This is a genomic window from Stenotrophomonas maltophilia group sp. P373 (genome assembly GCF_053295075.1).
Genome location: NZ_CM129994.1, coordinates 3,318,038 through 3,331,471 on the forward strand (window position 1 = coordinate 3,318,038; position 13,434 = coordinate 3,331,471).

Here is a 13,434-nt window from a genome sequence, read left to right on the forward strand (position 1 = left end):
TGTCACGCCGGCAGCTTGAAGTCGGCGACCGAACGGCGCAGGTCCGCCGCCAGCTGCGCGAGGTGGCCGATCGACTCGGCGGTCTGTCCTGCACCCTGCGAGGTCTGCCCGGTGATCTGCCGGATCACGCCCATGGTGCGGGTGATGTCCGAGGCGGCGGCCGACTGCTGCTGGGCGGCGATGGAGATGTTCTTGATGAGGGTGTTCAGCGCGTTTGACACGCGTTCGATCTCGGTCAGCGCGGTACCGGCGTCCTCGGCCAGGCGCGCACCAGACACCACTTCGGCCGTGGTCTGCTCCATCGAGGTGACCGCTTCATTGGTGTCGGCCTGAATGGCCTGGACCAGGTTCTCGATGCGTCGGGTCGCACCCGAGGTGCGTTCTGCCAGGCGCTGCACTTCGTCGGCCACGACCGCGAAACCGCGGCCCGCTTCACCGGCCGACGCGGCCTGCACCGCCGCGTTCAACGCCAGGATGTTGGTCTGCTCGGAAATGTCGTTGATCAGTTCCACGATCGAGCCGATTTCCTGCGACGACTCGCCCAGGCGCTTGATGCGCTTGGAGGTCTCCTGGATCTGGTCACGGATCTGGTCCATGCCCTGGATGGTCTCGCGCACCACGCCGGCACCCTCGGCGGCGATCACCACCGAGCGCTGTGCCACGTCGGCCGACTCGGCCGAGTTGCGCGACACCTGCTCGATGCTCGCCGCGATCTCCCCGATGCGGTCCGAAGCCGAGGTGATCTGGTTGGCCTGGTGCCCCGCGGCCTCTGCCAGCTGCATGGCGGTGGCCTGGGTTTCCTGGGTGGACATCGCGACCTTGGCCGAGGTGTCGTTGATGGTGGTCACCAGGTGGCGCAGCTCGTCCACCGCGTAGTTGATCGCGTCGGCGATCGCGCCGGTCATGTCCTCGGTCACCGAGGCCTTCACCGTCAGGTCGCCCTCGCCGAGCGAGGAGATTTCGTCCAGCAGCCGCATGATCGCCTGCTGGTTGCGGCTGTTGAATTCCACCTGGGTCTGGTAGCGCAGTTCCTGCTCGCGCGAGCGGCTGCGCACGTTGGTGGAGACGAAGCCGATGATCGCGATCAGCGACAGCGCACCGGAGACCACGCCAATCCAGAAGTTCGGGAACAGGCGGGTGTCGGATACCGAGCCGAACGAGGAGAACGCGTCGAACAACTTGCGGCTGTCATCCAGCATGTGGGCCGAACCCTGGCCCAGCGCGGTGGCAGCGGACTGCGCGGCGAACAGCTGGCGCGAGCTGGCCAGGATCGCGTCGGCGTCCTGCTTCATCGCTTCCCACTTCTGCTGCGACTGTTCCAGCGCGGCCACGGCGGCGGCACCGCGCACGGCGGTGATGCCCAGTTCCTCGTTGCCGTTGCGCAGGCCGTCGAGCACCTGCGAGAACACGGTGATGTCACGTGCCAGCGCATCGCCGGAGGTCGCCGCGGCGCTGCCGCCGGCACGCATTTCGGTCACGCGGCGGGCCATCGAACCGGCCACCACGACCTGCTGCAGCGCGCTGTACACCTGCGACGACGGCGCGCCGGAAGCGGACATCGCACGCACCAGCTCGTTCAGCTGGGCCTGCAGGCCCGGCACTGCGCCGGTGAAGTTGTTCGCGTTGCCGGCCAGCGCCAGCACGGCCGGTTCGCTGGCCACCAGCTGCCCGGCCTGCTTGCCCAGCGGCGCCCAGGTCTCGCCGAGGGTGGCGATGGCACCGGCTACGCCCGGCTCCTTGCCGTAGCGTCCCTGCAGGGTCGACACGTTCTGCTCGATCGCGTTGCGGGTGGCCTTGAAGGCGGTGAAGGCCTGGGCGTTGCCGCCGACCGCGTCACGTCCCTGGTTGGCCAGCTGCTGCGACAGCACCTGCAGGTCGGCGGCCTTGGAGCCGGCGTCGGCAAGGCGGCTGCCCTGCCAGGTGGCGACGCCGGTGTTGACGCCGAACAGGATCATCGATGCCAGCAGCAGGAACAGCCAGAGGTTGCTGCCGCCCAGCCGCAGCTTGCCGGTCTTGGTGGCGTCCGAAGCAGTACTCATCGTTCAACCTCGATCTTCAATGCAGGGGGCGATGCCCGGCCTCAGGCCGCGGCTTGCCGGAATTCAGGGGTGCGCGACAGCAGCGAGAGCGAGAACACGCCCCAGTCGTGGCCGTCGGCATGGAAAGCACGATCGACGAAATGCCCGTAGCGGCCTTCGGCCAACGTGCCCGCTTCGATCTGCTGGTCCAGCTCGAAGCTGCGCTGGCCGAACAGTTCATCGATGGTCAGTGCGACGTCGCCGCCGGCCTGGCGCATGATCAGCACGCGCTGGCCTTCCTGCTGCACGGTGCGCGTGCCTTCCAGGAAGTACTTCAGGTCGACCACCGGGAACAGGTTGCCGCGCAGGTTGCCCACGCCCAGCAGCCAGGGCTGCGCACAGGGCACCGGGGTCACCGGCGGCATCGGTACGATTTCCACCACTTCGCGGAAATCGGACACCAGCCGGCGCTGGCCGACGCGGAAACCCACGCCACGCCACAGGTCCTGGGCAAACTGCTTCCCGGGCAGCTGCACCGCATGGGCCAGGCTGCGCCGTTCATAGGCTTCAAGGATGTCGAAGGGCGAGCGCATCAGGCCACCAGTTCGTTGATCCGCGCGATCAGTTCATCCTCGCGCGGCGGCTTGACGATGTAATCGGCGGCGCCCTGGCGCAGGCCCCAGGCCTTGTCGGTTTCCATCGCCTTGGTGCTGACGATGATCACCGGGATGTGCTTGATCGCCGCATCACGGGCCATCGCACGGGTCGCCTGGAAACCGCTCATGCCGGGCAGGACCACGTCCATCAGCACCAGCTGCGGCACCTGGTCGCGGACCAGCTGCAGGCCATCCTCGGCGTTGTCCGCTTCCAGCACTTCGTGGCCGGCACGGCGCAGCCACTGGGTGAACACCGCGCGGTCGGTCGGTGAATCCTCGATCAGGACGATACGAGCCATTGTGCCTTTCCCCCCTGGTCAGGCGTTGACGTATGTGCGGATGGCACCCAGCAGTTCTTCACGCGTAAAAGGCTTCGTCAGGTACTGCTCCGAGCCGACGATGCGTCCCCGCGCCTTGTCGAACAGGCCATCCTTGGACGACAGCATGATGACCGGGGTCGCCTTGAACAGCTGGTTGCCCTTGATCAGCGCGCAGGTCTGGTACCCGTCCAGGCGCGGCATCATGATGTCGACGAAGATGATCTGCGGTTGCTGGTCTGCGATCTTGGCAAGCGCTTCGAAGCCGTCGGTGGCGGTGACCACCTCGCAGCCTTCGCGCTTGAGCAGCGTTTCCGCAGTCCTGCGGATGGTCTTCGAATCATCGATGACCATCACCCGGAGTCCTGCGAGTTCCCCGCCCGCAGTCGTGTTTTCAGTCATTGCCTATCCCCAAGCGCACGGCCCGATCTCTGGCGGGGGCCGCTGCGAAAGCGTATCTATATCGCACTTTCCGCGCCCGCTTCAAGGCCGCCCCACGGCGCGGGGCATGGCCCCCTCCTGAACGTGACGGGTTTCGCAATGAGTGCGCGACCGCCGGGCGGACGCTGCGTTGCAGTATGGCAGGGAGGCGCGCGACCGGCGTTGCCGCTACCATCAACGCCTTGCCTGACAGGTGCGACCATGCCGTTGAACGTCATCGTGGTGATGGACCCCATCGCCCACATCAAGATCGCCAAGGACACCACCTTCGCCATGCTGCTGGAAGCCCAGCGCCGCGGCCATGCCCTGCACTACGTGCGGCCGGGCGGACTGGCCCTGGAAGGTGGCGTGGCCGTGGCCCAGACCGCGCCGCTGCAGGTACGCGACGACCCGGCCGGCTGGTATGAGCTGGGTGAGTTCAGCCGTACCGAGTTCGGACCCGGCCAGATCGTGCTGATGCGCAAGGACCCGCCGGTCGACGCCGAGTACATCTACGACACCCAGGTGCTGGACGTGGCCGCCGCTGCCGGTGCCTGCGTGGTCAACAACCCGCAGGGCCTGCGCGACTACAACGAGAAGCTGGCTGCCCTGCTGTTCCCGCAGTGCTGCCCGCCGACCCTGGTCAGCCGCGATGCCAAGGCGCTGAAGGCCTTCGCCCTCGAACACGGCCAGGCCGTGCTGAAGCCGCTGGACGGCATGGGCGGCCGCTCGATTTTCCGCAGCGGCCAGGGCGATCCGAACCTGAACGTGATCCTGGAGACACTGACCGACGGCGGCCGCAAGCTGGCGCTGGCCCAGAAGTTCATTCCCGACATCAGCGCCGGCGACAAGCGCATCCTGCTGGTCGACGGCGAACCGGTCGATTACTGCCTGGCGCGCATTCCCCAGGGTGACGAGTTCCGCGGCAACCTGGCGGCCGGGGGCCGTGGCGAAGGGCGCCCGTTGAGCGAGCGTGACCGCTGGATCGCCGGCCAGGTCGGCCCGGAGATGAAGCGTCGTGGCATGCGCTTCGTCGGCCTGGACGTGATCGGCGATTACCTGACCGAGGTCAACGTGACCAGCCCGACCTGCGTGCGCGAGCTCGACGCGCAGTACGGCCTGAACATTGCCGGCACCCTGTTCGACTCGCTCGAGGCCGGCCTGCGCTGATGCCGTCCGCACCTGCCGTTCTGCCCCCGCCGCCACGCGAAGCGCAACGGCTGGGGGCCACCATCGCACTGTCGGTGCTGGTCCACGCCCTGCTGATCCTGGGCGTGGGCTTCGCCGTGAAAGGCGATGCTCCGCTGGTGCCGACGCTGGAAGTGATCTTCAGCCAGACGCGCACCGCACTGACGCCAAAGCAGGCTGATTTCCTTGCCGCCGCCAACCAGGAAGGCGGTGGCGAGCACGACCGCGCACAGCGTCCGCGCGACAACCAGGCCGGCATCGTGCCGCAGGCGCAATCCGGACTCAGCCCGGTTCCCCAGCAACAGCAATCGGCCGCGCCGGTTCCGCCGCCGCAGGCACGGGTGGTCAGCAGCCGCAATGGGGAGGACACCGTGGCGCAGGCGCAGTCCCGTCCAACGCCGGAACAGCCTGAGCCGGATGCGCCGCTGAGTGCGCGCGAGCAGCGTGATGCCGAGATGGCGCGGCTGGCGGCCGAGGTGCATCTGCGCTCGGCGCAGTACGCCAAGCGCCCGAACCGCAAGTTCGTGTCGGCCAGCACGCGCGAATATGCCTACGCCAATTACCTGCGCGCCTGGGTCGACCGCGCCGAGCGCGTCGGCAACCTGAACTACCCGGACGAGGCCCGGCAGCGCCGGCTCGGCGGCCAGGTGGTGATCAGCGTGGGCGTGCGCCGCGATGGCAGCGTGGAGAGCAGCCGCATCCTGCGTTCAAGCGGGACGCCGCTGCTGGATGAAGCGGCGCTGCGGGTGGTGCAGCTGGCCCAGCCGTTCCCGCCGTTGCCAAAGACCGAGGACGAGATCGACATACTGCAGGTCACCCGTACCTGGGTGTTCCTGCCGGGTGGCACCCTGCACGACGACCGGTAGGGGTTTGTTGCCCGGGCCTGCGGCCCGGGACCCGCTGAAAGGCTAGAGCAACGGCAACAGCAACAGCGGCGGTTGGTGTACTGAAGCGTGGCGAGGCGGTGTCGGGCGGCGGGGACGCCGCAAGTACGTCCGTGTAGGCTTAGCCGCGGCATCCATGCCGCGGATACCCCGCCGCCCGACACCGCCCCGCCTCTGACAGATCACGGCGCACCATTGCTTGGGTAGGTGTCGACCTTGGTCGACACACATCCACGCCACGCGTGGATGCGAGCGAAGCGATCCGCTTTTGACTTTGATTTTCTTTTGATTTTCCGTGGCGGACGCACACGGAAACTGTCAGAGGTCGGGCGGGGTGGGTTCGCGGGGGTGTCCGCGGCATGGTTGCCGCGGCCAAGCCCCCATGGGTGAGGGTGCTTCGCTTGCGAAGCATTGCTTCGCAAGCGCCCGAACGCCCAGCCGCCAGCGGCTGGGCCGGACTGGGGGTTCACGGCGTCCCCCGCGAACCCACCCCGCCCGGCCCTCTCACGATGCCAGTCGACTAACTGTGTAAACCCACCACGTTGTTCAGCGGGATTCTGGAAATAGGCGGCTGGCTGCCGATCCCCATGTGGGGTCGGTGCCAGTTGTAGTGATGCAGCCATTCAGGTAGCACGGCATCGCGTTGCTCTGACGAAGCGTACTCGCAGGCGTAGGCCCATTCGCGCAAGCTGGTCTGGATGAAGCGCTCGGCCTTGCCGTTGGTTCGCGGGGTGTAGGGCTTGGTCCGATAGTGCTTCATGCCCAACGAGGCGACGAGTCGAGCGAAGACGCCGGAGCGATAGCAGGCGCCGTTGTCAGTCAGGACACGCTGGAAGGTGACCCCCAGCGTCTTGTAGTACGCCAAAGCGGCCAGCAGCGCTTGGCAGGCCGTTGGGCCCTTCTCATCGGTGTGAACGCTGCTGAAGGCGACTCGGGAGTGGTCATCAATGGCCACATGGACATAGCCCCAGCCACCGCCGCCAGCATTGCCACGCCGATTCGGATCGACCCGGTGTCCGGGCCGGTGGAAGTTGCCGAGTTTCTTGATATCCAAGTGCAGCAAGCCGCCCGGGCTGTCGTACTCATACCGGACCGCCTTCTTCGGTGGGTCCAGAAGGCACAGGCGATTGAGTCCTCGTCGGCGCATCAGTCGTGAAATGGTGCTGTGAGCCACACCCAGTGCCTTGGAAATGGTCAGGTAGGTTTGCCGTTGACGTCGACGCTGGACGATCTGCTCTACCAGTGCCTCGGGGGTGCCATGGGGGCTGCGGCTGGGCCGAGAGCTGCGGTTCTGCAGCCCAATCAGGCCCTCGGCTCGATATCGGGCCAGCCACTTGTAAGCCGTGCGTACACTCACCCCGCAAGCCTGGGCGGCCTCTTCTGGCCGAAGGCCTTGCTCAGTGATGCGGCGGACAAGAAGTTCTCGACTAAACGGCGTCAAACGGGCATTTTTATGATGGTTCATCCGGGCTCTTTGGGGACTGGATAGGTGTGGTAACCACCATTTTCCAAAGATGCCCCGGATGAACAACCTACCGAGAGATCACAACTAACAGTCGACTCTACCGTCCGCCACGAGGGGCTCAACCGTTGGCTTTCGCCTTTGCCTCGCGCGCGGCCTGCTGCTCGACCAGGGTCAATGCCACGTTGTCGCGCAGGTACGCCGGCTCGACCTTCTCCGGTGCGATCGCCTCGCCACGCGCGAACGCCGGCACCGCCAGTGCCAGCACGTCCGACGCCCGCGGCAATGCCGCGGCATCGAAACCGCGCAGGCCACTGCCCAACTGTGCCACCAGCGCGCCGTCGCCCGCGCCGAAACCGGTACCGACACCGTAGGCCGACATTCCTTCCGGCAACGTCACCACGCAGGGCGCGCAGACGCGCTCGGCATCGCGCGCGACCGGCAGGCCGTCGACGCGTTCGAAGCGCGCGACGTAGAGTTCACCCATCCGGGCATCGATTGCCGACAGGATCTGTGTTTCTTCCACCGGTGCCCGCAGCGCCAGCACCTGCAGCGTCGAAACCGGCAGCAGAGGGCGGTCCAACGCCAACGCGATGCCCTGGGCGATGGCGATCGCCAGGCGCACACCGGTGAACGCCCCCGGGCCGCGACTGAGCGCGATGCCGTCGAGCTGGCGACGGCCGATGCCGGCTTCGGCGAGCAGCGCCTCGGCCCATGGCAGGCTCAGGTCGGCATGCCGGCGCGGGGCGATCTCGAAGCGTTCCAGCACCTGCCCATCGACATGCAGGGCAACGGAGCAGGCTTCGGTGGCGGTTTCAAAGGCGAGCAGTTTCATCAGATCAGGTCAGAACAGGGGGAACGTGGCACCGGGAGCCGGCTCCGGGCCCGGCGCGACAGCGGCCGGGTCAGCCGGATCATCAGCCACGGGCCCCCATTGTGGCGTAAAGAAGGCCTGCACATCGGCCAGGCTGCGGGTGCGGCGGAAGGGCGGCAGTGAATCCAGGAAGACCCGGCCATAGCCACGGTTGAGCAGGCGCGGATCGCACAGGACCAGCACGCCACGGTCGCTTTCGCTGCGGATCAGGCGACCGACACCCTGCTTCAGTGCGATCACCGCCTGCGGCAACTGTTCGTCGCGGAACGGATTGCCGCCCTGGCTGCGGATCGCCTCCAGGCGTGCCTCGTACACCGGATCGTCCGGTGCCGCGAACGGCAGCTTGTCGATCATCACCACGCTCAGCGCTTCGCCGACCACGTCCACGCCCTCGCGGAAACTGGCCGAGCCCAGCAGCACGCCATTGCCCGATTCACGGAAGCGCTGCAGCAGCGTCGCGCGCGGTGCCTCACCCTGCACGAACAACGGCCATGGCCCGTCGCGCAGTGCCTCGGCGGCCTCGCGCAATGCACGGTGCGAGGCGAACAACAGGAATGCCCTGCCCTGCGATGCCTGCAGCACCGGCCGAAGGGTCTGGATCAGCGCGGTTCCGAAGCCCCGTGCGGCCGGATCAGGCAGGCCTTCCGGCAGGTAGCACAACGCCTGCTCGGGCCAGTTGAACGGACTCGGCTGGACCAGGGTATGCGGATCGTCCAGGCCCAAGCGCGTGGCGATGTGGTCGAATCCATTGCCCACGGTCAGCGTGGCCGAGGTGAAGATCCATGCCGCGCGGCTGCGCTCGCGATGCTCGCGCAGCGGGCCGGACACATCCATCGGCGTGCGCTGGCAGCGGAAACCCCGCGGCGTGAGCTCGTACCAGAGCACATCGGCGGCACTGGCGTGGTCCGCCGGATCGGTATCGAAATCCAGGGTGGGTTCATCATCGCCCAGCCAGCGCTGCAACCGCGACACCGCCTCGCGCGCCCGCGCATGGCAGGCGTCCAGACCCGCCGCCGATTCGCGCAGCGGCTGAAGGCCCTGCTCCAGTGCCACCAGGCCGGCCATCACCGTATCGAAGCCGTCGCGGACCTGTGGCATGGCCAGCGCACGCCACTGCGTACCACGCGGCGGCAGCCCCTCCATCGCCGAACGCAACGCCAGCAACGCCTGTTGCAACTGGTCGACCGGCTCCTGCAGCGCAGATTGTGCGCCCCCTACGCCGCGCGCTTCAGCCAGGCAGTCGCGACCCAGTTCCTGCCATGGGCGCATGCCGAAACCTTCGCCGAAGAACTGCGCTGCCAGTTCGGGCAGCTGGTGTGCCTCGTCGATGACAAAGGCCTGCGCCCCCGGCAGCAACTCGCCGAAGCCGTCCTGTTTCAGTGCCAGATCGGCCAGCAGCAGGTGGTGGTTGACCACCACCACGTCGGCGGCCTGCGCACGCTGCCGTGCGCGCACCACGAAGCAGTCGTCCCAGAATGGGCAATCGGTGCCCAGGCAATTGTCGACAGTGGAGGTGACCATTGGCAGCAGCGGCGAGTCATCGGCTAGGCCCTCCAGCTCGGCGATGTCACCGAACTCCGAGCGGCCGGACCACGCCAGGATGCGCTGGAACTGCGCGGCCTGTTCGGGACTGGAAAACCGCGGCTCGCCCCGCGCCTGCTGCAGTCGATAGCGGCACAGGTAGTTCGCGCGCCCCTTCAGCAGCGCGCTGCGCAGGCCGACGCCCAGCGCCTGGCGCACGCGCGGCAGATCGCGGTGGTAGAGCTGGTCCTGCAGCGCGCGGGTACCGGTGGAGATGATGGTGCGCAGCCCGGACAGCAGCACCGGCACTAGATAGGCGAAGGTCTTGCCGGTGCCGGTACCGGCCTCGGCCAGCAGCAGGTCCCGCTGCTGCAGCGCATCGGCAATGGCAGCGGTCAGGTGCAGCTGTGCCGGACGCGGGACGAAGGCATCCAGATGCGAGGCGAGCGCGCCGCCTTCGCTGAGGGCTTCGCGGCTGGCATGGACAAGGTCGGACATCAGAGGGAAAGGATACCCGGCAGGGCGCTGCCCGGCACCCGTTTCAAGCCAGGGCAACAGCAACAGCGGTGTCCATGGCTCTGGGTTTTTACGTGCTGGGCAGGCCGGGCGGGGCAGGCAGGACACGCCGTAAACCCATCCATGGGGGCTCGATGGCGCCATCCATGGCGCCAACGGTCCTGCCTGCCCCGCCCGCCCCACCCTCGACAGTTTCCCAGTGACGGATGCACGCGCGGCGTCGCGTCGAGCTTGCTCGACTGCCCTTTCAGAAGCGGTGGGTGGAACGGAAACAAGAAGGGGTCGGATCCGTTTTCCTGCGGAAAACGGATCCGACCCCACAACGAGTGCGCGCAGCGCGCGACCCGCCTTTGTTTTTGATTTTGTTCTTGCCTGCGGCCCGCGCGATGTATGGCGGGCCGGGTGGGTGGGGCGTGCAGGACCGTTGGCGCCATGGATGGCGCCATCGAGCCCCCATGGATGGGTTTACGGCGTGTCCTGCACGCCCCACCCGCCCGGCCCATCACCCGCATCCATCAGTGCGCGCGCCGCAGAAGGGGCGGCGCCCGGTGGAGTGGAATACCTCAGTACCGCTTGATCCCCGGCACCGTGCAGCCTTCAATCTGCGCATGCGCCGACACCGCATTCTCCTTCTCGCCCCGCGCCAGGCGCGACTGCTCGATCGTCGCCCAGTGCCGGCGGCACAGCGGCCCGGTCTTCGAGCCCAGATCCACGGCCTTGCGCGCGAACGTCTCCGCCTGTGCCCACTGCCCCTGCAGCAGCGCCAGTTCGGCACGCTCCTGCAGCACGGCCGGGTCACCGGCCACGATCTCCAGCGCATGGTCCAGACTGCTGGCGGCACCGGCGAGGTCGTTGGCCTGGCGCTGCGCCTGTGCGGCCAGCCTCAGGTCTTCCACCTGCGAATCACGCAGCGGCTGCACCGACAGTTCCTTGTCGTCCGGACCCGCTGCAGCATCCACGGCCGCCAGGCGCTGCGCCGGCGTGGTGGTATCGACCGGCTTGACTACCGGCGGCGCGCTGCTCACGCAGGCGGCCAGGGCCAGGCTTAGGCCGGTCAGGGCCAGGGGCTGCAGCAGGGTACGCATGTTCATCGGCATCATCGGCTCGGGGGAGAAGTGGGGGCGGCAGGTTCGGCGGGTGCTTCCGGCTTGCGGTCCAGGCCGAACCAACTGCGCCAGCCACCGCCCTCGCCTTCAGCCTCGCCCTGCCCCTCGGGCGACGCGGCCGGCGCGCACGGCGCATAGGCAGGCGCATAGCCCACCACGAACGGGAAACGACGCGCGCCGGGGCAGCCTTCATCGGTGCTGTTGAGACCGGTGGGGGCCACCGGCTGCCAATCCAGGCCCTTGTTGCTGACCCGCAATGGCGCACTCGGCAGGCGCTGGAAGATGCCCGACCAGACCCGCATCGCACCAGTGGCGCCATACAGGCCGGCCTGCTGGTTCTGATCGTTGCCGATCCAGATCACCGCCAGGTGGTCGCCGGTGTAGCCGGCATACCAGCTGTCACGGCCATCGTTGGTGGTGCCGGTCTTGCCGGCTGGCTGCAGACGGCCGAGGCCATCAGCATTGAGACGCTGCGCGGTACCGCTGGCGACGACCTGCTGCAGGCCGACACTGATCAGGTTGGCGGCAATCGAATCGCCTTCCTGTGCCGGTGCCGGGGTCTTGTCGTAGCGCTTGAGCAGCTTGCCCTGCGGATCGAGCACGCCACGCACGGCGTGCAACGGCTGGATCTCACCACCGGACGCGAGGAACTGGTACAGCTGCGCCATCGCATACGGGCTCTGGTCGGTCGAGCCGAGGATCACCGCCGGATTGGCCTCGGCCTTGATGCCGGCCAGCACATGGATCAGCTGGGTCACGCGCTCGGGGCCGACCTGCATGCCCAAGCGCACCGTCGCCTGGTTGTACGAATGCGCCAGCGCATCGATCAGGCGCACCGTGCCGTGGCTGCGGTTGTCGGCGTTGCCGGGGCTCCAGTTGCGGCCGCGGCCGAGCTGCACCGTCACCGGCGAATCATCGACCCAGCTGGCCAGCGAATAGCGGTCAGGCTGCGCCAGGGCCAGCAGGTACACGAACGGCTTGAGCAGCGAACCGACCGGGCGCTGCGCCTCGATCGCACGATTGAAGCCGACCTCGGACACCTCACGGCTGCCGATCACCGCCAGCACGTCGCCGTTGTGCACGTCGGTCAGCACCATGCCGGCCTGCAGCTCAGGGCGACGCTGGCTTTCCAGCGACTTGATGGTGCGGGTCACCGCGCCTTCGGCATAGGCCTGCGCGGACGGCGACATGCCGGTCATCACGCTCAGGCCCGCGCCCTGCAGCGCAGATTCCGGATAGTCATGCGCAAGCTGCCGGCGGACCAGGTCGACGTAGGCGGGGAAGCGGTTGGCAGCCACCAGGCCCGGTGTCTTGGGCACGCCCAGCGGAGCCTTCAGCGCGCGCTGGTACTCGGCATCGTCGATCAGCGTGGCGTCGTGCAGCTTGCCCAGCACGAAGTTGCGGCGATCCAGCGCGCGTTCCGGGTTGCGCCGCGGGTCGTAGAAGGACGGCCCCTTGACCAGGCCGATCAGCAGGGCGATCTGCTCGGTCTCCAGCGACTGCAGGTCACGCCCGAACCAGAATTCGGCGCCGGAGGACATGCCATGGATCGCCTGGCTGCCGCGCTGGCCCAGGTACACCTGGTTGAGATACGCCTCGAAAATCGTGCGCTTGTCGTAGCGCGCTTCCATGATCAGCGCGTACAGCACCTCATTGAACTTGCGGGTGAGCGTCTGTTCCTTGCCGATGCCAAGCAGGCCGCTGCGGGCCAGCTGCTGGGTGAGCGTCGAAGCGCCCTGGCGGCTCTGGCCACCGGAACGGATCGTCACCCACACCGCGCGCGCGATGCCTGACAGGTCGATGCCGTGATGGCGGTTGAAGTCCTTGTCTTCCACTGCCTGCAGGCCGGTCACCAGCAGGTCCGGCGCCTCGTCCATGCGGATCAGGCGGCGTTCTTCCTGCTTCTGGCCGTACAGCGTGGCGATGCGCGCCGGATCCAGCCGCGCGGCCTTCAGTGCCTTGCGGCTGTCGGCGTCGCGCAGCGAGGCCACGCCGCCATCGGCCAGCGACAGCTCCACCCGGCGCGGCGCCACCCGGCCATCGACGTCGTTGTAGCCACGACTGGAGATCACAAAGCGACCGCCGTTCACCACATAGGTGGCCGGCTCCTTGCCCTGCCCGTCATCACGATAGGCGGAGGCGGCCAGTTCGGTCTTCAGCGTGGACGCATCCATCGCCTTGCCGGGGGTGAGCACCAGCGGGCGCGCATACACGCGCGTCGGAATCTGCCAGCGCAGCTCGCCGAAACGCTGGGTCACCTGCTGGTTCAGGTACAGCGTATAGGGAATGAGGAAACCCAATCCCAATGCGACCGCAGCCATGCTCCAGGTGATCAGCCGGCGCCGCCACAGCGGACCGCTGTCCTGCTGGTCGTCGTCGAAATCGTCGATGTCGTCGGAATCGTAGCGTCGGGGCACGGGAGAAGCATGGCAGGGGCGTCAGCGGAGTCTACCCCAGCCCATTTCCCCAAGG

11 protein-coding genes are annotated in these 13,434 nt (G+C 67.6%); 2 read left to right on the forward strand and 9 right to left on the reverse strand.

The features are described from left to right. Positions 1–2: 2 nt before the first annotated feature. Genes ACSYHF_RS15430 through pilG form a run of 4 tightly spaced genes read right to left on the reverse strand, consistent with a single transcriptional unit; the run spans position 3 to position 3,393 of the window. Entirely contained in the window at positions 3–2,039 is a 2,037-nt protein-coding gene (locus ACSYHF_RS15430) for a methyl-accepting chemotaxis protein (RefSeq protein ID WP_049415562.1), read from the reverse strand. A gap of 41 nt (positions 2,040–2,080) precedes the next feature. After that, positions 2,081–2,611 carry a chemotaxis protein CheW gene (locus ACSYHF_RS15435; RefSeq protein WP_005418454.1) on the reverse strand — a complete coding sequence of 177 codons (531 nt, stop codon included), beginning with the start codon at positions 2,609–2,611 and terminating at the stop codon, positions 2,081–2,083. Beyond that, complete coding sequence (locus tag ACSYHF_RS15440) at positions 2,611–2,973, reverse strand: response regulator (RefSeq protein ID WP_005410717.1); 363 nt, start codon at positions 2,971–2,973, stop codon at positions 2,611–2,613. The genes ACSYHF_RS15435 and ACSYHF_RS15440 overlap by 1 nt, the downstream gene beginning before the upstream one ends. An 18-nt stretch (positions 2,974–2,991) precedes the next feature. Continuing rightward, entirely contained in the window at positions 2,992–3,393 is a 402-nt protein-coding gene (pilG, locus tag ACSYHF_RS15445; RefSeq protein WP_005418455.1) for a twitching motility response regulator PilG, read from the reverse strand. Between the two features lie 240 nt (positions 3,394–3,633). Between pilG and gshB the strand changes: the two genes are divergently transcribed. Together gshB and ACSYHF_RS15455 are read left to right on the forward strand one after the other, a co-directional pair. Further along, positions 3,634–4,581: a glutathione synthase gene (gene gshB / locus ACSYHF_RS15450; RefSeq protein ID WP_262221382.1), complete on the forward strand. Its 948-nt coding sequence runs from the start codon at positions 3,634–3,636 to the stop codon at positions 4,579–4,581. After that, positions 4,581–5,465 carry an energy transducer TonB family protein gene (locus ACSYHF_RS15455; RefSeq protein WP_065178182.1) on the forward strand — a complete coding sequence of 295 codons (885 nt, stop codon included), beginning with the start codon at positions 4,581–4,583 and terminating at the stop codon, positions 5,463–5,465. The genes gshB and ACSYHF_RS15455 overlap by 1 nt, the downstream gene beginning before the upstream one ends. 538 nt (positions 5,466–6,003) lie before the next feature. On the opposite strand, the gene ACSYHF_RS15460 is transcribed toward ACSYHF_RS15455, so the two are convergent. From ACSYHF_RS15460 to mrcB, 5 genes are all read right to left on the reverse strand, one after another. Continuing rightward, positions 6,004–6,948: an IS481-like element ISStma12 family transposase gene (locus ACSYHF_RS15460; RefSeq protein ID WP_111187533.1), complete on the reverse strand. Its 945-nt coding sequence runs from the start codon at positions 6,946–6,948 to the stop codon at positions 6,004–6,006. Between the two features lie 118 nt (positions 6,949–7,066). After that, the gene (tsaB, locus tag ACSYHF_RS15465) at positions 7,067–7,780 is read right to left on the reverse strand and encodes a tRNA (adenosine(37)-N6)-threonylcarbamoyltransferase complex dimerization subunit type 1 TsaB (protein ID WP_005418458.1); all 714 of its coding nucleotides are present in this window, start codon (positions 7,778–7,780) and stop codon (positions 7,067–7,069) included. Positions 7,781–7,789: 9 nt separating this feature from the next. Continuing rightward, a complete protein-coding gene (locus ACSYHF_RS15470; RefSeq protein ID WP_065185418.1) occupies positions 7,790–9,838 on the reverse strand; it encodes an ATP-dependent DNA helicase in 2,049 nt (682 codons plus the stop codon). Positions 9,839–10,419: 581 nt separating this feature from the next. Next, positions 10,420–10,956 carry a hypothetical protein gene (locus tag ACSYHF_RS15475; RefSeq protein WP_050562713.1) on the reverse strand — a complete coding sequence of 179 codons (537 nt, stop codon included), beginning with the start codon at positions 10,954–10,956 and terminating at the stop codon, positions 10,420–10,422. Beyond that, positions 10,953–13,379 carry a penicillin-binding protein 1B gene (gene mrcB / locus ACSYHF_RS15480; protein ID WP_447575780.1) on the reverse strand — a complete coding sequence of 809 codons (2,427 nt, stop codon included), beginning with the start codon at positions 13,377–13,379 and terminating at the stop codon, positions 10,953–10,955. The genes ACSYHF_RS15475 and mrcB overlap by 4 nt, the downstream gene beginning before the upstream one ends. Positions 13,380–13,434: the final 55 nt, after the last annotated feature.

Coding starts and splice junctions, on each gene's coding strand:
- ACSYHF_RS15435 (WP_005418454.1), bottom strand. CDS start 2,611: ATGCGCTCGCCCTTCGACATCCTTGAAGCCTATGAACGGCGCAGCCTG.
- tsaB (WP_005418458.1), bottom strand. CDS start 7,780: ATGAAACTGCTCGCCTTTGAAACCGCCACCGAAGCCTGCTCCGTTGCC.
- ACSYHF_RS15455 (WP_065178182.1), top strand. CDS start 4,581: ATGCCGTCCGCACCTGCCGTTCTGCCCCCGCCGCCACGCGAAGCGCAA.
- ACSYHF_RS15430 (WP_049415562.1), bottom strand. CDS start 2,039: ATGAGTACTGCTTCGGACGCCACCAAGACCGGCAAGCTGCGGCTGGGC.
- ACSYHF_RS15440 (WP_005410717.1), bottom strand. CDS start 2,973: ATGGCTCGTATCGTCCTGATCGAGGATTCACCGACCGACCGCGCGGTG.
- ACSYHF_RS15460 (WP_111187533.1), bottom strand. CDS start 6,948: ATGAACCATCATAAAAATGCCCGTTTGACGCCGTTTAGTCGAGAACTT.
- gshB (WP_262221382.1), top strand. CDS start 3,634: ATGCCGTTGAACGTCATCGTGGTGATGGACCCCATCGCCCACATCAAG.
- ACSYHF_RS15475 (WP_050562713.1), bottom strand. CDS start 10,956: ATGATGCCGATGAACATGCGTACCCTGCTGCAGCCCCTGGCCCTGACC.
- pilG (WP_005418455.1), bottom strand. CDS start 3,393: ATGACTGAAAACACGACTGCGGGCGGGGAACTCGCAGGACTCCGGGTG.
- ACSYHF_RS15470 (WP_065185418.1), bottom strand. CDS start 9,838: ATGTCCGACCTTGTCCATGCCAGCCGCGAAGCCCTCAGCGAAGGCGGC.